The following is a 20,163-nucleotide window of genomic DNA, read 5'->3' as shown; positions in this document are numbered from 1 at the left end:
TTATATGTTTGAATTTAAAGGTAACCGAAACTACTTACACGGGACTGATTTTTATCGGTTTACGCTTGATTATGCCGCTCAACACATGCCTGAAAACACAAGGTTGAGCCAACTGAGTTTTAGAAAGCTTGCACGGTTTCAATGTGAGTTAACAACCCAAAGACCTGATACTGGCACGGTAGTGGCAACAGGTAAATTTAGCCCCAGTGATGGTGACACAGTTCCATTATGGTGGGTTGAGGGAAATACTCTTGTTGAAGGCCGTTATGAGTTTGATGAAGATGAGTTAGTTGCTAATGCGGAACTAACAATATCACCAGCAACAATAAAGATGCACAAACCGGTTGACGATTACACCTGTATTGAAGTGCTTGTAGCGTTGACCAAAAAAATGCATAACCAAATTGCTCCTCTTAGCAAAGGGAAATGGTTGTTCGGCCAGTTAAACCTGACACAAAATTTACCGACAGAATATCAAAGCGCAGAAATAAAGCTTCAATCCATGCTACATGGCAAATTTTCAGTGTCTGAAGTGTGGCTAGACGGAGTAAAGCTAGGTCAAATTAGATTTATCGTGGAGGGACAATAATGGAAATCGGTATTCAAGCTATTGCAAGCTATATCCCTACCTCCTCAATTGATAATGTAGAGCAAGGTAGTCACTTTGGCGAAACTGCTGAATTTGTTGAGTCTAAATTAGGCCCCGTTAAGTTGCCTCGTAAGGCCGAAGATCAAGAATGTTCTGATTTATGTGTCGCAGCCATTGAACAGCTCGTTAAGCAACAGCCGAGTTTTGATAAAGAAAAAATCGATGCTCTGATTGTCGTGACTCAAAATGGTGATGGTGAAAAACTGCCTCATACTGCAGCAATAGTGCAACAAAAAGCGGGGCTACCAAAAACGATTGCCGCTTTTGACGTATCGCTTGGCTGTTCAGGCTATGTGTATGGCCTTTATATTATTAAAGGGTTGTTGCAAGCTGCTGGAATGAAACAAGCTTTGTTGATAACAGCAGATCCTTATTCGAAGGTTATTGATACTTCTGACAGAGTCACTTCCATGTTATTTGGCGATGCTGCTACTGTGAGTTGGATTTCACAAAATCCTGTATTCAAATTGGGCCCTGTCCTGTTCGGCACGGACGGAGAGGGGGCAGAAAGCCTACAAGTTCAAGAAGGCATTTTGTCGATGAATGGGCGACAAGTATTCAACTTTGCTTCTATGAATGTCCCTAAGCATATCAAAGAGTTGTTGGCCGCTTGCGAATTAACAGAGGCTGAAGTGGATGCTTTTTTAATTCACCAAGGTAGTGCAGCGATTGTGGATACCATTGCACGGCGTTTTACGGACAAAAAGCGCTTTATTAAAGACTTGAAGGACACGGGTAATACGGTTTCTTCTTCTATTCCTCTTTTGATAGAAAAACATGCAATGAATAGTGAATGGAATAACATTGTACTAAGTGGATTTGGTGTAGGCTTCTCGTGGGCCAGTGCATTAATGTATAGATAATTAGGAGGCCAACATGGTCAATTTAGACGTAATAAAAAAAGCCTTAGAAGAGTCAGGTGCAGCAGTTGATACCGAAGGTCTAGTGCTTGATAAAACCTTTGAAGAAGCAGGGTTTGATAGCCTAGATATGTTTAATTTATTTGTTGAACTTGAGCAGCTTACAGGTCATCAAGTTCCTGATGAGCTGATTGACGAGTTAACTTCCCCAGCCGCTTTAATCGCTTATTTTAGTAAATTAAATGACTGATTGGTTACCTAAAAAAGCCATAGTGATTGCCGAATTGTCAGCCAATCACAATGGTAGCTTACAACGAGCTTGCGACACGGTAAGGGCGATGGCTGATTCTGGAGCGGATATTGTTAAAGTTCAAACATACCGTCCAGAATCGTTATGTCTAGATGTCGATAATGACTATTTTGGCAAACGGAAAGCGGGTTTGTGGAAAGGACGTACCTTATGGAGTCTTTATCAAGAAGCCGCATTGCCTTATGAATGGCACCAGCCATTGCAAGCGCTTACCCACGAGTTAGGTATGGCGTTTTTCTCAAGTCCGTTTGATCTTGAGGGTGTGGATTTTCTTGAAACACTTAATGTTCCTTACTATAAAATTGCTTCTTTCGAAATTAACCACATTCCGCTCATTGATAAAGCCGCACGTACAGGCAAACCTCTGATTATTTCCACAGGCGTTGCGGATGATAAGGACATTGAGTTAGCGCTTAAGACTTGTTTCGAAGCAGGCAATACTAATGTTGCTTTACTTAAATGTACCTCTCAATATCCTGCAAGCTTAAACGATGCCAATCTTCATATGATCACCGATATGCAGAAAAAGTTTAATGTGCCGATTGGGTTATCCGATCACACCATGGGCTCATTAGTCCCGATGACAGCTGTGAGCCTGGGAGCCAGAATCATTGAAAAACACTTCACATTAGACAGACATGATGGCGGCCCAGATTCTGCTTTTTCAATGGAGCCTGATGAGTTTCGTGACATGGTAAATCAGATCAGAAATGTCGAATCATGTTTAGGTAAAGTCAATTACAGTGTGTCTGAACAAGATAAACTTCGCCGCCGCTCAATTTTTTATTGCCGAGACCGCTCTGCCGGTGAGCTGATAGGCGAAGAGGATATTAAAGTATTGCGTAATGGCAGTGGTTTACATCCAAAGCATATGAAGTCTTTAATTGGGGCAACATTGATTCGCAGCGTTAATGTTGGTGAGCCAGTATTGGCTGAGGATCTTGATAAAAAAGATTTTCTGCAACAATAGTGAAACTGGTCATAACGCAATGGAGTCGTTGTGTGTGGGCTATTCGCTAAAATGTATTTTACTTACTTCCTGCTTTATTGTTTTTGTTAACTTTAACAGGACGTTAATAATAAAAAATGAAAGGGTGATGTTCCATGTGGACTGAACAAATTGAAATAATCAGTAAAGATATGAAGCAAGTTGATTCCAAATATTTGCCAACCAGCTTTTGGCAATTTGGTGCTAATGGCTTGCAGCAAGATATTGAAACTCATGGTATTGAAAATTTCCGAAGTCTTAAGAGTGCATTATCGTTTTTTGTACCAACCTATAAATTTCATGGTTGGGCGACGCGTCCTGAAAAGTATCAAGACCTGGTCGGAGTTTGCGAAACTCAGTTAGCTGGAGATCAAAAAGCAATTCTATCTATGCAGGATTTCTTGTCGGGTGAAAGCCATGCGAGAAGTGATTTTAGAGTGTATAAAGCAAGTGAGAGTAACAAACAGCCGTTTACTGATAAGTTCAGTGAAAGCTCGGTAGGTACACCAATTGAACATTTTGAGTTCGAAAACCGTAAGTTTAGTCGCTCTAGTTTGAATTATTTATTGGGTCTTAATTTCCTTAAACAGCAAATTAAAGATGTTCCAATTAATACAGTGCTTGAAATCGGTGGCGGTTTTGGCTCCCTCGGCGAGATTTTATTAAGCGATAGTCGTAACAACACATTCTATATGAATGTTGATATTGCACCGACTTGCTTATTTTCGACTTACTACCTCCAAACGCATTTTGGAAAAGATAATATTGCTGATTATCAAACGGTTAAATCGATGCAAGAACCATCTTTACCTAACCTTTCTAAACGTTATAAAGGGGCCGTTTTGTGTCCATGGCAATTGCCTCAGGTGAGCGGCGATTTAGACTTGTTCGTTAACTTTATTTCTTTTCAAGAAATGGAACCTGATATCGTTAAGAACTATCTTGAACATGTTGCCAGACTCAACTGTAAATACGTGCTTTTACGAAATCTACGTGAAGGAAAACAATTGGCAACAGATGGCAGCCATGCAGGGGTTAAAGAGCAAATTAAAGGTGATGATTACGATACCTTTTTACCTGATTATCAGTTGGTATCAACGAATGTTCATCCATTTGGGTTTGAAACGGTAGACGGATTTAATTCAGAATTGCGACTCTATAAACACAAGAGTTTGGGTTAAGTCTTTATAAGTAAAGTTCACATAAGAGTTAGAGGGGGGAGTTATTGGCATCTTAATAAGCTGATATGGTCTCCCCACAAGTGAGTTTGGTTGACTTTAACCAATGTTAACCATTCTTAACTAAATATTATTTATCAATATGTTACGATAAATTTGTCACTTTTGACATTAACCAAAATTACTGTAAATTAGTCAAAATAGTTCCCTATGGCGGCACATAGGCGGCACAATATTTGAGGCTAAGTGATTATGGATAAACAATTAACCTTCACAAAACGTTGTTTTGATCAGCTAAAAACAGCCCCGAAACGCTATAGAATTGCCGATTTAGGCCTTAGAGACTCCGTAAACGGCCTAATTTTAGAAGTTATGCCATCAGGGAAAAAGTATTTTCGCTTTAGACGCAAGCACTTAGGTAAAGACGTTACTGTTACTATAGGACTCTCCCCAGACATTACCATCGAACAAGCCCGTAAACAGGCTAGGTTAATCGCTGTTGATATTGCCCAAGGCGTTAATCCTAACGAGTCAAAACGTGAGGCAAAACAAGCTCAAGCACTAGAAGATGCATTGTCTATAACGGTTGCTCAACTGTTTGATGCCTACGTTGCAGAGTTCACCATTAAAATTAAGTCTGGTGAGCGCCGTCAAAAATCCTTAGATGATGTTCATTCGATTTGGAATAAGCATATCAAAACGCGCATTGGTCATTTAAAAGCTGAAAGTATCTCGACTGTCGATGCTGATAATTTTATCAAACTCATCATCACTAAAAGCTCTGTTGCGATTCGCAATAAATGCTTAACCTTGCTCAAGTCGATGTTTAGTGCCCAAAACCCCAATCCATTTTTTCATATCAAAAAACTCGCTGGTACTAAACGAGAACGTATTTTAAGTGAGCTTGAAGTTGGGCGATTACTACAAGCATTAGAACTTGAGTTACCTATCTATCGTGATGTGGTGATGATGCTGCTGTTAACAGGTCAGCGTAAAAGTTGTGTGTTCAGTATGGAGTGGCGAGAGATAGATCATCAGCGTGGTATTTGGCTTATACCGACTAGCAAAATGAAAGTTAAAAAGCCTCATGCTGTGCCACTCACTAAAGAAGCGATGGAAATTTTAACTAGGCGCAGTCAAGACGCTATTCAAGGCGAGCGTTTTGTATTTCCAAGCGAGCGCAGTCAATCAGGCCATGTAATCGAAAAGGCTGGTAAGGGTAGTTTCTGGCATCGCATAACCGAGCGCGCAGAGCTTCGTGGAGTCGAAAAGGGTGATAACGTTACCATACACGATTTAAGGCGCACCATAGCAAGTTGGAGCGTTATGCGTGGCGGTAACATACAAACAACCAGTAAGTTACTAGGCCATAGCGATATTGGCATCACTGCCAGCACCTACGCCCATTTGGATATTGAACATGTTCGAGAAGAGTTAGGCATTACTACGGCACATTTACTTGGGACGTTTGAGCAAGAATCGAATGTTGATAGGTTGGTGAGGGAAATAGAACAGCTCTCTGAGGAGGATAGAAGAGAGCTTAATTCAAAAATAAAATTTAACTACGTGGATTGAAATCGCGAATTATTTTTTTACATTCAGAGAAGGAAGTACTAGCTATTAAAAAAAACATAGATAAAATTAGCGAACATATACATAGGGTTACATGTATCGGAAGCGTGCTGGAGTCATTTGTAGTAATGGACTCTAAGAAAAGAAAGACACTTAAACCTCCGAAAGAAAGATATAACAAAAAGAAAATACAAAATTCAAAGTTTCTTTTTGTTTTAGATTTATATTTCCCCTTGAATATAAAACTATCTTTATTATTTGATACTTCAATATACCGATTTAAACGACCGTATTGTTCAATATATTTATATGCGTTTGGCGTTTCAATAAACCATTTAACTTCGTCAATAGTAAGATTTATTGAAGTTATACAATTTAATATTACATTGATTTCTGATAAGTTTGAACTTGGTTCCTCAACGGAGGACAACATCTTTAGGCTTTTATAAAGTTCATAATTCTTTATGTCTTTATCTAATTTTCTAGATATTAAAGTATTAAATGCTAATACTAACCCTGTGATTCCACCTAGAATTGTTAAAATTTTAATAAAGATTTCCATTTTAATCCTTACTCAAACTTAAACTAAATAAAACACTTTAAGTAAAAGTTTAATTTAAATTGTTGATATTGTTGGTTGTTTAACTATGTCACTTATGTGAAGTATAATCTTTCTTCCTCATTTTTTTGGAAGTAAGCTTCTTCTAGATGACTGCATTCCTTTAACTCTTTACGATAATTTATATCTAATATATTTATATCAGGATTATTTATATCAACCTTTGAATGCCAAACTTTGGGATAATAATGAGAAAGTATCTTTAAAAAAAATGCATAAGGACTTAGTATCCTTTTTACTGGCCACCTATTTTCAACATAAAACCCTATATGAAAATGTGCAGCGGGGTGATAATTTTTACAGTGCTGCATTAGAGATAGATCATAGCGAATTACAGGTGCATCACAGGATGAATTATCTTCAGTTATAATTTGTTCGTATTCATACAGAGTTAATTCACCACTATTAAACAGTGATAACGCTTCTTTTTTTTGATCCATATATTCAACAAACTGATATGGGTTAGGATAATATACTAACCTTAAATCTTCATCTTTCTTATTTTCAGTAAACTGAAAAAAGGAATGGTCAAATAACATGAGGCAAAAATCCTGGTGTTTGACTCCTATATCATATAAATGCTTGTAAGAAGTTGAGTTTCTTGCTTCATACTTGAACTCAACAGAAGCGTCTAAAGAGTTAGCACAGCCTGCCTGAGCTAATATTTCAAGTTCTAGAGCAAGATTGATACATTTGCTAATGCTTTTGGAAAAATCATTGTTCAACTTTATTTGTCTCCAGTGAAGAGCTTTAACTCTTGTTGGATCTGATTTTCTGAATAGCCTTTCTCTATTAATTCACCGTAAATTTGTTGTAGTTTAACCATTTCATTAGGCTTACTATTTAGATCACGCTGTATAGTTTCAATTTCCTGTGCATCAGGGACATCAAAGATTAAACTTGGAGAATTTTTAATACTTTGATCTATTTCATTAAAAAAGTATTTAGCATTTTTTCCAACGCCACTAACTCTTAGCCAAGCTTTAGTTCTAGTGAAAGCTGTAAAGATTTTGTTTCGCCCGCTTCTTGAATTTTTGTTAAAATATAATGCGTCAATTCCTGCTGTAAATACCATTGCAGCTTCATTTCCTTTAGCCCTATGAACTGTTGATAGTGTTACCATATCGTCGAGTTTAAAAGCTGGGGCGGCTGCATTTGATAAAAGCATATTATTTGAGCGAATTCCACTTTGCGCTAAGTATGTTGAAATTTTTGCAAAGTAAGATTTTGCATTCCTGTCATCTAGACATATAACAAGAATATCATGTGCTTTTAAGCCTTCATTTATAGCTTTTGAAATATTTAAAGCAATCCACTGACACTCAACTGTGGTAGTGTTTGCCTCAAAATATTGAATTATATCTTCAGCTTTCTGGTACTCATAAATAGATAGTGGACTGTTTTCAACTTCCCTTTTAATTACAGTTTTTCTGCCTACAACTAACTCTTCATTCTCTTCAATTCTATAACCAACATCTACCCAATGTTCTTTGTTTTCTAGCATTTGGACTGCTTTTTCTGAATAGATAGCAAAGCCAAGAGCATGAGCAGTTACAAGTACCTCTAGAGGATTCCTATAACATTTATATAAAACTAAGTCATTGCTTTGCCCATGTTCTAAATCTGCTTTAAATAAATCTAAGTCAATCCTTACAGAGCCATCATCATCTAAACCAAACAGCTCCTGCGGTGTTCTTTGATAAACATTAAATATTGACTGTAATTCGTCATAACCCCAGACAATATTTTTCTCTCTACCTAACTCTCCAATAGCGAGCTTATAACATATATGGAAAAAGTGATTAGGAAGGTCTTGAGCTTCATCAATTAAAATATAATGGTATTTTTGCTTTATACTTCCTGAATCGATATGTTTACATACAGCATCAAAAGGGTCTTTATAATTGATTGTTTTTGCTTCTGAAAAAGGCATGCTGGAAATGTTATTATCATTACATGCATTATAAGCAACACCATCAATAGTACGCCCTCCCCAAGAATGTAAAACGTCTATATACTCCCAATTGGGTTCTTCACCAGCAAAGTGCCTGTAAAACCTAGCAATTGACTCTTTAATTAGTCCATACAAACTTTTTGTGTAAAATGTGAATAAAATTTTCTTGTTCGGGTGTTGCAAATGTATATGCGCCGCTTTCATTGCGAGAACAACAGTTTTACCTGAACCTGCTAATCCTCTTATTCTTTGAGGTCCGTTTATTAAACTTATTGCAATTTTTCTTTGTTCGACATCAAAATTAGAAACTTCTTTTTCCAATTCGATTAATATATTAAGTTTAGTAGTAGGATCTTCTGATACCTTAGTTCTTTTCGATGCTCTTGCTAAGGCTTTTGAGCCTTCGATAATTGACCTTGCTTCATCGAAAGTTTCATCTGTAATTTCAGTATCTGTAATTAATGATTCTAATGTGTTCTTTATATCACTAATGGAGGTTAAGCATTCATTTTCAAGACTATCTTCGATTGTTTGCCCAGAGAGAAATAATAGGCACTCAAGATTTATCGCTAATTTTTTACGATTAATTCTTATTGTTTTACTTTTCTTCAATGCCGCTTCAACAAAACTATATAACTGGCTTAGATTATCATCATCAATAGACTGTTCATGTAAGGTTGTTGAGTGTAATAAAATGATTCCATGTTTTGGAGATAAGATACAAAACTTAGATTTAACTGTAGTATCTTCGTAATCTTTAAAAACAGGAAAACCATAATATAAAACTGAGTCTTTTAAACCTAAATCATCAGAGTTTTTTTCTAGAAAAGTCAGAATTTCACTGTCAGTACCTAATGGAACAATTTCTGTTGCTATAATTTTTTCCACACCAAAACTCCAGTAATCTGTGGAATTCACAGTTTTGTTAGTTACATAAATCTAACTTAAAAACAGTTACTTATCAATATATTATTTGATCGTCCTGTCACTTTTTAGGTATTATTAAGTTAATACTTAACGTTTGAACAACTACCTTAAAAAATGATTTGATATCAATTAGTAAAGAGATTGTTTAAGTCAATTGGGCAGGGTAGGATTCATGCAAAAGCTTAGTCAGTTTTAAAGATAATTTTATCAATGATATGATGGGCTCATCTACGTTATGAAGAACGTGGTTTTACATAGAATAAAAAGACTAAGCTATGAATACCTCTAACTCTGTTTAAAATCTCCAGCAAAGTATGTCTAATCAACATTTCGCTCTACCAAGCAGTTATTAACAATTTGGTATGCCAATCCACTCGAATCACAAATCACCATCGCACCTGCGAGTAATTGATTCACTGATAAGTCATCAACTACACCTACCGCTTTTAATGCTTTGACGAATTTAGAATCCATTCTTGTAGTTTTGATGCGCTCTTCCATATCGGTTCCATCAATCACACTTTTAATTTCTGCTTTGGGTAAGGAATTGAGTGTACTAGTCTCAACCGAACAGTTATTCCCACAAGTCCAAGGAGAGCGAAAATAAACATCTAAAGCAGGTTGCTTCCATGTTGGTAGCTGAATGCGCTTTGCTTTATCTAACTTAGCGTTTGATGCATTAATTAAAGCACGAGATTTTTTTAATTCAGAAAATGCTAACCTTTCTTGGTTCTCCATTGGGCGTAACTWCCAACGCTCTTCGCGAGTCACAATCACTGTGCTATCCGTAATGAGGCCTTTAATACGTTTTACGGTTTCGCCGTATTCATTGCCATATTCGGTTTCTTCATAATCGAGCGTTAATGGGGTAACACTCAACGCCTTTTCAAATTCTAGCCAATTGGATTGATCTGCGGCGGCGCGTGCTTGCTCGATATCTTGACCACCATTATTAAGACGGCGCAATTCTCGCCAAATCGACACGCTAGATGTACCAAAAAATTGAAATTGTCTTAGCTTATGGCGGGATGCCCACGCACTAGCCAGCATGGCACCATGAGACGCGCTACAATCAGCGGTAAAATCTTGCTCACTTTCCATATGTTCGGCGGCAATGTTTTTAGAAATATATTTAATGACATAACCCACAGCGCTTCCTTTGGACGGGTCGATGTTTTTAATGAGTAATCGGCTTTTAGCTGCGCCGTTTTCGTTACCATCTACCTCAAAAGCATAGTCATGCAAAATTGATTTGAATTCATCTACTTCATTCGGTGCCATAAACGCTAATAAATGCCAATGTGGTGTACCGTCTTTGTGTGGCTCAACTACCCGCAAGCCTGTCATATCAATACCTTGACGTTTTAGCTTGCTGCGAATTTTAGCCCACTGAGCCACAAGATATTTTTGTGCTGTTTTCGGGCTTTTTTCATTCCACTTACGACTAACTGCATGATACTTACTCGGTGCAGTTAAGGTGATAAACAAGCCTTCTTTGCCTGCATCTTGCGCCATTTCTTCAAGACCGCGAGCGCGAACCACTAATTCAGTAAAGCGATTTTTGGGATTGGCCACACCAGCGTTTGATGCATCAGCCAAAGGCAACATCATGCCGCTTTCAGATTCAATCATGGTTGATTCAAGCCAAGCTTGCGCACTACGCTGTTGCGTTTGCCATTCAGAAAAGCTTTCATTGGAAATATAAGGTGAATGCTTGCCAACCATGCCTGCGGCAATGAATAAGTGTTCAATGCATTGGTCACGTATAGCTGACAATTTACCTAACCACCATTTAGGGCAAATCATGCGTAATATGCCGCATTCAGCCGCCTGCTCAATACCATCATTTAATACGGCATTTTCATAAGGCGGGTTAACCTGCCAGTGTTTGCATAGTTTCGCGGCATCAGTATAAGCCGAAAAAATACTGCAGCCGCCATCAGATGCCGCTTGAATTCGTCTTAACGCCTCATTGGCATTAGTATTTGCCTGAGCAATAAGCGCATTTGTTTTTCTATAGCGAATCATTTGTGCGCCATACGGCACTAGCTTAAATGGGTATTGCTGCCAAACGCGACTTAATACACCTAATTGCTTTTCGGTTTCTGCATCGAACGCTTGAACATGCTTGAGCTTAACTACGCTTTTTAAACGCTTGTTGTAGTTATTGGTTAACTTATTTTGAATTTTCTTTGGTAGGTAATAGATATTACCAAGCGGTTTCACTCGCTCGGTAACGTTAACCTTTGGTTTAACCTTAACAAAATTTGGCGTGTAGCCATCAATGTGACCTACGACTGCATAGGCGGGTGTTCTAATTTTCATACCAAGCACACTCCCGAATCGCAAAGCCAGAACAGTTCATGTCTACATGCTGTGTCATAAGTGCATCACCGAATTTAATCACTCTCCGTTGTTCGGTTGATGTATTTGGGCTTAAAGACCTATTTACGGGAATTTCCGTGAATATTGCGGGATTTTCGGTAATCATTCCCGAACCAAATTTAGTAATTTCTGGATTCGTTTCGGCAATGTTTTCTGGAATTTTCGGTTTCAATCCTGAACTTAATTCGGCAATTCCAAGGTTGATTGCCGCAATTCCCGAATGTGGATTAAATCTAGTCCAATCAAAATTTGGTTCTAATACCGCTTCATTCCTAGGTGGTTCGCGGGTTTGACGAGAATCATCACGCCTACAAAATAATTCTACGTAATGGCACCAGTAAGAATCATGAGCAACGTCATTAATAGTTTGATGTTGCTCATCGGTACTAGGATAAGCACCGTTTAAGAAACCATTCATGTATGAAAGCCAAAGCATGAGAATGACAACCAAAGCTCGATTGATAAGTCTTAAACATGAAATGCTAAAGATGAACTTAAAGAGTGTGTTCATAAACCCTCCCTTCAACAAAGCTTTCAACATCGCTTTGACGGTACATCACACGACGACCAACTTTGATAAAGCTAAGAGGGTAGCGCCCAGTGCAGCGCCAAACAGAGAGAGTGCCAATAGTGACACCCAAGAACTCAGAAACCTGAGCAGGGGTAAGTAGTAGGTTATTCATGTTAACTCCGATTAGTTTGTGTTTGTCGGGTTAACAATAAAATTTATAAATTTATATGTATGCGTTTCTGAGGCTCAAAAAGGTGTTTCTCAGGGGGAGAAACACCTTTTAAAATTTAAGTTCTATTCTGATATTTTTGATTTATTTTAAGCATTATTTGGCTTCTTTCATAAACTTTAGATTCATATTCAGGCGCTAATTGAGGTAGTCGAATGCCACTATAGCCACCAACTTCAATAGGGCCATAATCTTCATCCCAACGCTCACCAGTATCCATATTGATCGCATAGTGATCATCCTGAGTTACATCAATTTTGTTTTCTTTAGCAAATTGAGCCCATGCGTGCTGTTCAATCGGCTCTTTAGAGTTTTCAATTAATTCAGCAATTATATCCCGATTAGGTTGCTGTAAGGCTGATAACTTTAACCATTGATTAAAGGGCTGCTTTTTGAAGTCACTATCATAGTCTTCCCCCCAATATTGATTGAGTAAGTAGAGTGTTTTCTCAGCATCTAAAAGGTAGCAGATTGATTTTTCGATTGAACTAGAATTATTTGCTTCAAAAATATCATCTACATTGGGAAAAGCTAAATCAGAAATAGTTACTTGAGAAATAAACCGTTCGAATGCTTGAGTAGGCTTTATCTGTTTCGCATAGTTATCTGCCCACTTTTTTTGGGTGTCGCCCATAGTTTGGCCTTTTAAGCTTTGCTCATACCAGTGTTGACTACTTTCACCTCCAGTAACTGAAGATAAATCATTTAGTAGCCATAAAAACTCCAAAAGCGTTGATTGTTTATCGCCTTTTATAGAACTCTGCTGTAACTCAGTAAAGAGGTTTTTAATGTCAATTTCGAATCCATTATAAGAAAACTTATTTACTGATTCATTTTCAAATCTGCTACTAGATTCACTGGAGTCCCTGCGAACAAAATCATCATAGTCGGTAAGACTGTCAACATTGGTTAAGTAATAAAGTGCTTGCTTATTGATTAGTGATGATTGCATACCAATAAGCGAAGCTAATTCATCATGTATTAAATTGGCAAGTTGAGTTGAGGATGTTTGGCTTTGGTTTAGATGGATTGCTTTGAGCTTGCACCTCTCAAAGGCTATTAAAGGTTCTTTATTTGCTAGTTCTAATAGTTCTAATAGGTTTGTAATTGAAGATGTTTTTAAGGCTGCATAAGTTTTTTTACCTAGATATGCGGCAATTAGTTCGAGGATTTGTGATCTAGAAATCGTGCATTCAGGTAGTTTTTTTGCACGTGAGGATACGTTATAGGTGTAAGTTGAAAGCATGTTCATAAATTAACTCCGCGGTTGAGTGCGAGGTGCATTAAAGCAATACCACATGCGATTACGGCGAGGCTTCTCAACCTAGTCATTTATGAAAAATTGATTTTAAATTCTGATTTTAAACTTTCGTTTTTAGTGCCTGTTTTCACTCGCATGTAAGTGTGGCGGGCGCCTAGTACAAGAATTTATATTAAAGAGAAAGTTGAATCAAGTTTATTGGAGTAAATTTGTGCAGTGGCGGTGTTTGTTATTGTTTATTTGCCGCTAAAAACCAGCGATATACTGTTTGAAACCCTTGATATTCGCTTGTGAAAGGGTGGTTCATTTTATTGGAAAAATCATTAATCGATGGGAATAAGCGCTCTGCAGCTTGCTTTGGATTTTTGTATGGTTTCGTTGCATACAAGTTCAGAGCAAATTCTTTCCGTTGGCGGTTTTTACCATGCCTAGTATTTTGCCCTTTTTCAGAATGACTTTGAGCAGTTTTAATAATCCCTTTTTCAATATTTATATCTGTTTGCAGAGATTGATAACTCTCGTTTTGGTCGATAAATTGCTGTTGAATAAAAAGCTTAAATAGGTACTGTGAGTTTTTTGTCAGTCCAGCTATTTGGCATGACATAGCCGCATGCAGGAGTTCATCAGTATCTTGAGAAATTATATCTTCAAAGTTAGAGAGCTCAGAAGTGCCTGCTTGTTTGAAAGCTTCAAAGATAGAAGATGCATTAGCAAACTCTCGGATAACATTTATGTCATCACAAGGTGCTGTATTTGAAAACTGTTCAAACATCTCAGTGAATACATTGATCAGCAGTGTTTGTTCATCTGCCAATGTTTGTTGGCTGTTATCTATTTGGGCTAGAGCTTTTGCTAGTGTTTCTTCGGTAATATCTTCAGGGAGGTGTTCTTTTAATACTGAACCTGTTGAAGATAAAGATTCGAGAGTAACGAATTTTTTCAATAAATATTGATTATCAACAGTGCTATTTTCTTTAGAGGTAAGAATTGCTAATAGTTGTTCTTTTTGTTCTGCAGGCATTTCACTGAATATTTTATAAAGTGATTCATCAGTGACTTTATTGTGATTACTACTTGATGAGGTGTCATCCATCACGTTCAATTTCCATATTCTTGTTTGATACAAAACTATTAGAAATGATGCGAAAAGTCTATAACTGAGATGAACTGAGTAAAACAGAGGTTTTTGAAAACGGCTTAAAATTTTTTTCTAAATAAGGGGTGTTCTATGGCGGCACATAGGCGGCACAATTTTCAGGGCTTTTTGTAAGTTGATGATAAATATAGGTAAAAGAGGTGTTATGGTCTCCCCACAAGGACTCGAACCCTGATCGATCGCTTAGGAGGCGACTGCTCTATCCTGTTGAGCTATAGGGAGACTGGGCAATTATACAAGCTTTTAATATGATTAAAAGGCTTCAAATTTAAATGCTTAATAGTTAAGCAGTTGAGTTAGTTGACCTTTAATCGTCAACTAACGCGTAGTTTCAACATCATAGACTTTTAAGATGCATTACCTGTTGCTAACTGATTTAGGTAGTTTCTAGCGGTGACATTATCAGGATTGATTTGCATCACATTATCGAAAGCTGATTTAGCCCCTTCGATTTGCCCAAGCCCTGCTAAAAAGACGCCGAGTTTAATCAATGTACTTTCGTCAGTAGGGTATTTGTCTAAATAATTTAAATACAAATCCAATGCTTGCTGGTTTTTACCTTGTAAGGACAATATGTGGGCATGCTGAGGGTAATATTCGTCACTGTACTGAGCCAAAGACGTTATTGTTTCTTCTGCTAAGTCAATTTTGTGTAATTTAAGCGCCAGCAATAACTGCTGCTTTAATTCGACTTCAGTTCGGCTTGTGGGTTCAATTTCCAGTAACGCAGTTAAAGCTGCATCAAAGTTATTTTCTAAAAAATGTACATAATGCAACGCGAGATGGAATAACCTATGTGCAAACTTATCATTGGCAATTAATGGCTCTATATTGTTAGTGAGTAGTGTTAAACCATCGATATTCTTATGTTGTTTCAAATCTAGAATTTTGGCTAATGTATTGTCTAAATTTTGGTTCTTTTTCTTCATCGAAAAGTATGGATGAGCAAAGCTTGTGAGTTGATCTTGATAGCTGTCACTTGCTGATTTTAGTTTGGATTTTTCATCTAGTGTCAAAGAGCTAGCGGCTGTGTTGTTGAGCATCGCTTGAAAAATATTGACTCGTCCCGGTTGGTTATGTTTTTTCCAGCCTTCGGTAATCAATTCTATTGATGGTGTGTCGCTTATTTCTTCACGTCTTAATTTGACAATATCTAGCGCGGTCTCTGTTAATTCTTGAAGCTGTTCAGTAATGATTTGATAAGCACTATAGTACAAATGAGTCATTGAATTCATTTGTTTAAAGGACCAATCCTGAGTCTTCTTTGTTGTCAGAAATTGCGTAAACTCAAAATAGCCGAATACCTTTATCGACATATTATATTTTGGAAATTTCTTATTTATTTTTTGCTCAATTTTATCGATTTCACTCGCTTTAGCTTGAAACGCTGCAGAGTGCTGTTTCAACTTTTTAGCTTCATTATTAATGTGTAAGGCTTTGATAGCCAGCTTGCTTATTGCTTTGAAAGCCTCGTTAGCAGCAAATAATTCAGTTTGAATACGTTGTAATTTTTCTTGTTTGTTTTCACTAGCAGATGGAACCATGTCGAGTAACTGACTTGGACTGCAATCAGCTGAAACAATTGAAACTTGTTCTTTTGGTATATGGGTAATACCTTGAATTTTAGCTGCATTTATAGATAGGTTAACGATTTCAACATTAGGGTAAGTCTCAGCTTCTTCTTTTAGCGCGAGTGCTGCATGTATCAGTTGAATGGGCGTTTCAGCAATGCTACCTGAGTAGGTTTCTACCCACTCATGAATAATACTATTATTACTTCCGGCACTGGCTTCAACGCTTCCTTTTGCATGAGTGACGCCTGCAGAGGAGTGACATAAATCAACGCCGCTTAAAAGCACTTGTTTAAAGCCCATTTCAATTGCCACTCTGATAGCACTATTGGTTACCGTAGGACCAATGGTAAGAATGTTGTTAGTTTCTTCCCATGGGAACCGATTGCCTAAGAACAATGATTTTCCATTCCACTGAGCAATGATTCGATGATTGACATGATGTGAGTTAATAAACAGGCTTTCATTTGCGAGGCCCATCATATCGCGGTTAACCTCAAAACTTGTATCTTGAGGATCTACTGAAACAATTATATGAGCTGGGATCCCAGCAGCAGACAACTTTGATGCGAACCTTGATACGGTAAGAATGAAAAGCTGTTCATAATTAGCTTTAATCCAATCAATATGTTCATCAAGTGATGGGCCACCACCAATCACTATTGCAGTTTTACCTGCAAATTGATTTTTCAATATCGAAGCTGGTTGGTTATTTTCGACAACATTGAAAAATTGTTCTACAAAAAATGACTTTTGAGTAAAATTTGCTTTATGTGAGGTGGTTTGTTGTTTTATTAACTTATAAATTTGGCTGTAGTAGCCTGAATATTCTTCAACCACGCCTGCAGAGGCGGCTAATGAGAGTGTAATGGCGATTTGATCTTTTATAAGGAATAAATCATCTTCGCCCGATTCTATATGTTCATTAAGTTCTTCAAGACTTAGCACTTTAAGGTAGTGTTTCTGCTCCTCTGGTATATCAATATTTAACATCGACATGACTTCTGGAAGCTCTACAAAAATGTATTTACTTCCTGCTACCTGTGGAGACTCAAGAATATAATTAACCAATAAGCCAGAATCGAGACCTAGAATGATGTGTAATGTATCTTCCTTAAAAATATCCTGTTTATACTTCTTTTTAAAAGCGGTTATAGAGTCTTCTTTTTCAAAGGTATTCCTGTTGATGCAGGGCAAGTAGTACTCATCAAATTGACTAATGGCGAACTGATTATTAAAAACTGATTGTGATGTAGCCATTGTAAGTAAAACCTTCTTGTCTATTGGTATATGTTTTATCGATTCACGTTCACTGATGTTTAAATCTTAATCACAATATCTTGGATCTGTATGTTGCCAGAGCTTTCAATACCTTCTAGTAGGGCTGTGGCGCTTTCTTCTGAAACTTGTTCTATTGTGACCGTAGCTCTATTTTTAGTTGCAACAGCTCGCATTAAATTCACTCTATCAGGAATGTTTTGTTGTAACACGATTTGGAAGTTATCACCCATTTTGACGTTATTTCGACGGCCTAAATTAATGATGATTCTATTACCTTGCTTAGCAACGATTTGACCGAGTAAAGGTCGGCAATTTAGTAAATTATCAATATCTTGAGTGCTTTGTTGTAAAAGCTGATTCATAGTTTGACCATACGTTGAGCCCCAAAACCGTTGGGTTGAAGGTGAAACGGTTTCATCTCGTTCAAAATCCCACTCAGCTTCTGCTTGATAGTCTTTGCTCCACACTTTTTCACCACTAATGCCATGGAACATGGTAAACCGTAAATTAATTTGTCTTAAAGGTGTCTCATCCCATAATCCAAATAAAGAACTCGAGTATGGCTCGGTTGAAATATCCAGGATTTCCGGTTGTAAGATATATTGGCTGTCGGTTATTTCGCCAAGCCAGCTTGGTATGCGTTGGCCTTTGAAGTTGATGAGTTGGTTGGTATGGTCAAGCTTCTCCTCGGCGTGCATACGAGCAAAACTGTAGTCAGAGCCATTATTTAATATATTGCCAAACTGCTGTGATAAAGCTTGTTCAAAGTTAGCAAGTTGTCCGTATCGAAGTTGTGAGCGGTCACGCATGATGGCTTGGGGGATCATTATTGCCGCTTTTAATTGTTGGCTGTGGCATTGCTGTGCTTGGGGTTTAGACTCAAGATTGAGCCGCAACATAACCGTGATATCTGATGCGCTGATGATTTCAGACACGAGCTCAATATCGTTAGCTTGACCCATGCGTTTTATTTGAAATGCATCTTGAGTTAAGTTGCCCTGATTAATACTTTGCTGGCTATTAAAGTTCACACCCGCTTTTAAGCTGGCATAGTTTAATGCTTGATTAATCGCATCCTCGCGGGCTTTATCTATATTGCCGTCAATAATTTTGGCTTTTCCTGACACTTCAACTCTTTGCGCTAATACAGAGTGACTGAAACAAGCTGAAAGAATAACCAGCATGATAATCGTCAAATATTTAGAGCTAACGTTTGGCATGTTCATGTTCGCTTTTCACAATATCGAAGAAAAAGGGTGCCAACTCTATGACGGTTTAGCACGACTTAAATTAATTATCATAATAAAAGCAAAAACCATGCCTGTATGAGCTTTTAGCAGTGAACAGATGGAGATAAATTCTTCATTTCAAGGTAAAGGTTTTGAATGTGTGGTCGATACACTATCTATAGTGTGTTTAATGTGTGCTCTGATTGGGCCTAAAGCCAGTTAGCGGCAACATTACTGAACCTAACATCACATCAATGCTGAGACGTCATTGTAATAAGGAATAAGCCATGAGCCGTTTAATCATTTTTCCCATTGCGTTGCTAGCGGCTGCTTGCGCTAGCGAGCCGCCTGTGTCGACAAATGAGTTAGCTTATGTAGAAAAGCCTACTGAAACTAGCTTTTGGTTTAGTGATGATGCTGAAGTGCAGCCTGCGCCTTTACAATATGACATTACTAAAGCCGGTCTAGCCCCTAAATCACATGTRAATATATTGGCTGAAAAAGTCGTAAATGAATTGGTTTTACAAAATGACAGTTTACGCTCTGACCAACCTTTACTTGTCACCACTCCGGTTAATACCAGTGATTACAGCAAAACGGATGCTTTAGGCTTACAGTTACAGCAAGGTTTTGTTGCCGCTTTTCATAGTCATGAATTTAACTTGGTCGATTTAAATGTGGCGAATGCATTACGTTCAACTGAGCATGGCGAGTTTATTTTAAGTCGAGATTGGAAGTTACTTCCGTCTGATTTGCCTGTCTCTCACGTTGTCGTTTCGACTATGGATACCACACCAATGGGCTTAGTTCTTAATGCAAGAATTGTGAATGTGACTAATAATCGGGTGGTGTCAGCAGTGCAAACTTTTGTGAATATGAATAGTCTACCTGGCTATTTATCACCTTCAAATCAAGTCATTTTTCAAGATGGATTGCTTTTCCGCCATGAAGCGTCTGGTCAAGGTAATGCCGTAGTATTGGGAGCGAAATTATGAATAAGTTAGTGGTTCTATTGGTTTCATTATTGGCAATCTCGATAAGTGGTTGTGCAAGTAATGATAAATATGTGCAATGGGAAACAGAAGCGCCAGATCAGTTCCCTAAGTTAACTGCAATTGGTTATGCGCCTTTAGCGACTCAGCCTGCGAAAGAGCAGTCACATAAAGTTCTAATGGCCATGCAAGCGTCAAAAATCGCGGCATATCGAGAATTAGCCGAGCAGGTATATGGTCAACAGATTGATGCTCATAGCCAAATGAGCGACTGGATGCTCAATAACGAAACCGTTTCTGCCAATGTGTCAGGAATGATTAAAGGGGCGAAAGTCGTAAAAAGCTATCCTGCGGGGGATATGTATGTGACCGAGTTAGAGCTGGATTTTGCTCAGGTGTGGGATCTTTATCAGCAACAAAACCGCCCCCGTCGTGTAAAAGAAGTGACATACTTTTAATGTAAATTCCGACAAACATAAAAAAACCGCCAA

At 37.8% G+C, this 20,163-nt stretch carries 18 protein-coding genes and 1 tRNA gene; 8 read left to right on the top strand and 11 right to left on the bottom strand.

Going from position 1 to position 20,163, the window contains the following annotated elements; all coding sequences use genetic code 11:
- The first annotated feature begins 4 nt into the window (after nt 1-4).
- The 6 genes from A9267_RS05740 (at nt 5) to A9267_RS05715 (ending at nt 5,560) form a co-directional block, all read left to right on the top strand.
- The gene (locus tag A9267_RS05740) at nt 5-589 is read left to right on the top strand and encodes a hypothetical protein (protein WP_065108559.1); all 585 of its coding nucleotides are present in this window, start codon (nt 5-7) and stop codon (nt 587-589) included.
- The gene (locus tag A9267_RS05735) at nt 589-1,512 is read left to right on the top strand and encodes a ketoacyl-ACP synthase III (protein ID WP_065108558.1); all 924 of its coding nucleotides are present in this window, start codon (nt 589-591) and stop codon (nt 1,510-1,512) included. Before A9267_RS05740 ends, A9267_RS05735 begins: the two co-directional genes overlap by 1 nt.
- A gap of 13 nt (nt 1,513-1,525) precedes the next feature.
- The gene (locus tag A9267_RS05730; protein WP_055025067.1) at nt 1,526-1,759 is read left to right on the top strand and encodes an acyl carrier protein; all 234 of its coding nucleotides are present in this window, start codon (nt 1,526-1,528) and stop codon (nt 1,757-1,759) included.
- Complete coding sequence (gene pseI, locus A9267_RS05725; protein WP_065108557.1) at nt 1,752-2,789, top strand: pseudaminic acid synthase; 1,038 nt, start codon at nt 1,752-1,754, stop codon at nt 2,787-2,789. Before A9267_RS05730 ends, pseI begins: the two co-directional genes overlap by 8 nt.
- Nucleotides 2,790-2,923: 134 nt before the next feature.
- Nucleotides 2,924-3,988: a putative sugar O-methyltransferase gene (locus A9267_RS05720; protein ID WP_065108556.1), complete on the top strand. Its 1,065-nt coding sequence runs from the start codon at nt 2,924-2,926 to the stop codon at nt 3,986-3,988.
- Between the two features lie 249 nt (nt 3,989-4,237).
- Entirely contained in the window at nt 4,238-5,560 is a 1,323-nt protein-coding gene (locus A9267_RS05715; protein ID WP_065108555.1) for a tyrosine-type recombinase/integrase, read from the top strand.
- Here the strand turns inward: A9267_RS05715 and A9267_RS05710 are convergent.
- The 11 genes from A9267_RS05710 to A9267_RS05660 form a co-directional block, all read right to left on the bottom strand.
- Nucleotides 5,544-6,119, bottom strand: coding sequence for a hypothetical protein (locus tag A9267_RS05710; RefSeq protein ID WP_065108554.1), 576 nt, complete (start codon nt 6,117-6,119; stop codon nt 5,544-5,546). The two genes, A9267_RS05715 and A9267_RS05710, sit on opposite strands and share 17 nt — an antisense overlap.
- Nucleotides 6,120-6,211: 92 nt before the next feature.
- Nucleotides 6,212-6,901: a DUF2290 domain-containing protein gene (locus A9267_RS05705; protein ID WP_065108553.1), complete on the bottom strand. Its 690-nt coding sequence runs from the start codon at nt 6,899-6,901 to the stop codon at nt 6,212-6,214.
- Between the two features lie 2 nt (nt 6,902-6,903).
- Nucleotides 6,904-9,018: a DEAD/DEAH box helicase gene (locus tag A9267_RS05700; RefSeq protein ID WP_065108552.1), complete on the bottom strand. Its 2,115-nt coding sequence runs from the start codon at nt 9,016-9,018 to the stop codon at nt 6,904-6,906.
- Between the two features lie 357 nt (nt 9,019-9,375).
- Nucleotides 9,376-11,382, bottom strand: coding sequence for a replication endonuclease (locus A9267_RS05695; protein WP_065108551.1), 2,007 nt, complete (start codon nt 11,380-11,382; stop codon nt 9,376-9,378).
- The gene (locus tag A9267_RS05690) at nt 11,372-11,953 is read right to left on the bottom strand and encodes a hypothetical protein (RefSeq protein ID WP_065108550.1); all 582 of its coding nucleotides are present in this window, start codon (nt 11,951-11,953) and stop codon (nt 11,372-11,374) included. Before A9267_RS05690 ends, A9267_RS05695 begins: the two co-directional genes overlap by 11 nt.
- Nucleotides 11,937-12,125, bottom strand: coding sequence for a helix-turn-helix domain-containing protein (locus tag A9267_RS05685; RefSeq protein ID WP_065108549.1), 189 nt, complete (start codon nt 12,123-12,125; stop codon nt 11,937-11,939). Before A9267_RS05685 ends, A9267_RS05690 begins: the two co-directional genes overlap by 17 nt.
- 115 nt (nt 12,126-12,240) lie before the next feature.
- Nucleotides 12,241-13,434 (bottom strand): hypothetical protein, encoded by a 1,194-nt coding sequence (locus tag A9267_RS05680; protein ID WP_065108548.1) that lies wholly within the window; start codon nt 13,432-13,434, stop codon nt 12,241-12,243.
- A gap of 238 nt (nt 13,435-13,672) precedes the next feature.
- On the bottom strand, nt 13,673-14,536 hold the full coding sequence (locus tag A9267_RS05675; protein WP_065108547.1) for a hypothetical protein: 864 nt from the start codon (nt 14,534-14,536) through the stop codon (nt 13,673-13,675).
- Between the two features lie 209 nt (nt 14,537-14,745).
- A tRNA-Arg gene (locus A9267_RS05670) sits at nt 14,746-14,821 on the bottom strand.
- 125 nt (nt 14,822-14,946) lie between these two features.
- On the bottom strand, nt 14,947-17,430 hold the full coding sequence (locus A9267_RS05665; RefSeq protein ID WP_065108546.1) for a motility associated factor glycosyltransferase family protein: 2,484 nt from the start codon (nt 17,428-17,430) through the stop codon (nt 14,947-14,949).
- Nucleotides 17,431-17,489: 59 nt separating this feature from the next.
- On the bottom strand, nt 17,490-18,671 hold the full coding sequence (locus A9267_RS05660; RefSeq protein ID WP_443018785.1) for a flagellar assembly protein T N-terminal domain-containing protein: 1,182 nt from the start codon (nt 18,669-18,671) through the stop codon (nt 17,490-17,492).
- Nucleotides 18,672-18,967: 296 nt separating this feature from the next.
- Between A9267_RS05660 and A9267_RS05655 the strand changes: the two genes are divergently transcribed.
- Nucleotides 18,968-19,675 (top strand): FlgO family outer membrane protein, encoded by a 708-nt coding sequence (locus A9267_RS05655; protein WP_065108544.1) that lies wholly within the window; start codon nt 18,968-18,970, stop codon nt 19,673-19,675.
- Nucleotides 19,672-20,130 carry an LPP20 family lipoprotein gene (locus tag A9267_RS05650; RefSeq protein WP_065108543.1) on the top strand — a complete coding sequence of 153 codons (459 nt, stop codon included), beginning with the start codon at nt 19,672-19,674 and terminating at the stop codon, nt 20,128-20,130. The genes A9267_RS05655 and A9267_RS05650 overlap by 4 nt, the downstream gene beginning before the upstream one ends.
- Nucleotides 20,131-20,163 lie beyond the last annotated feature (33 nt).

The sequence above is a fragment of the Shewanella sp. UCD-FRSSP16_17 genome (genome assembly GCF_001675935.1).
Taxonomy (GTDB): Bacteria; Pseudomonadota; Gammaproteobacteria; order Enterobacterales; family Shewanellaceae; genus Shewanella; species Shewanella japonica.
The sequence above is the reverse complement of the archived record's forward strand: the minus strand, read 5'-3'. Positions and strand labels throughout refer to the sequence as shown.

Excerpts from the sequence above, each read along its gene's own strand:
- A9267_RS05665 (WP_065108546.1), bottom strand. The coding sequence starts at position 17,430 with ATGGCTACATCACAATCAGTTTTTAATAATCAGTTCGCCATTAGTCAA.
- A9267_RS05690 (WP_065108550.1), bottom strand. The coding sequence starts at position 11,953 with ATGAACACACTCTTTAAGTTCATCTTTAGCATTTCATGTTTAAGACTT.
- A9267_RS05685 (WP_065108549.1), bottom strand. The coding sequence starts at position 12,125 with ATGAATAACCTACTACTTACCCCTGCTCAGGTTTCTGAGTTCTTGGGT.
- A9267_RS05730 (WP_055025067.1), top strand. The coding sequence starts at position 1,526 with ATGGTCAATTTAGACGTAATAAAAAAAGCCTTAGAAGAGTCAGGTGCA.
- A9267_RS05680 (WP_065108548.1), bottom strand. The coding sequence starts at position 13,434 with ATGAACATGCTTTCAACTTACACCTATAACGTATCCTCACGTGCAAAA.
- pseI (WP_065108557.1), top strand. The coding sequence starts at position 1,752 with ATGACTGATTGGTTACCTAAAAAAGCCATAGTGATTGCCGAATTGTCA.
- A9267_RS05710 (WP_065108554.1), bottom strand. The coding sequence starts at position 6,119 with ATGGAAATCTTTATTAAAATTTTAACAATTCTAGGTGGAATCACAGGG.
- A9267_RS05715 (WP_065108555.1), top strand. The coding sequence starts at position 4,238 with ATGGATAAACAATTAACCTTCACAAAACGTTGTTTTGATCAGCTAAAA.
- A9267_RS05650 (WP_065108543.1), top strand. The coding sequence starts at position 19,672 with ATGAATAAGTTAGTGGTTCTATTGGTTTCATTATTGGCAATCTCGATA.
- A9267_RS05675 (WP_065108547.1), bottom strand. The coding sequence starts at position 14,536 with ATGGATGACACCTCATCAAGTAGTAATCACAATAAAGTCACTGATGAA.
- A9267_RS05735 (WP_065108558.1), top strand. The coding sequence starts at position 589 with ATGGAAATCGGTATTCAAGCTATTGCAAGCTATATCCCTACCTCCTCA.
- A9267_RS05720 (WP_065108556.1), top strand. The coding sequence starts at position 2,924 with ATGTGGACTGAACAAATTGAAATAATCAGTAAAGATATGAAGCAAGTT.
- A9267_RS05740 (WP_065108559.1), top strand. The coding sequence starts at position 5 with ATGTTTGAATTTAAAGGTAACCGAAACTACTTACACGGGACTGATTTT.
- A9267_RS05660 (WP_443018785.1), bottom strand. The coding sequence starts at position 18,671 with ATGCCAAACGTTAGCTCTAAATATTTGACGATTATCATGCTGGTTATT.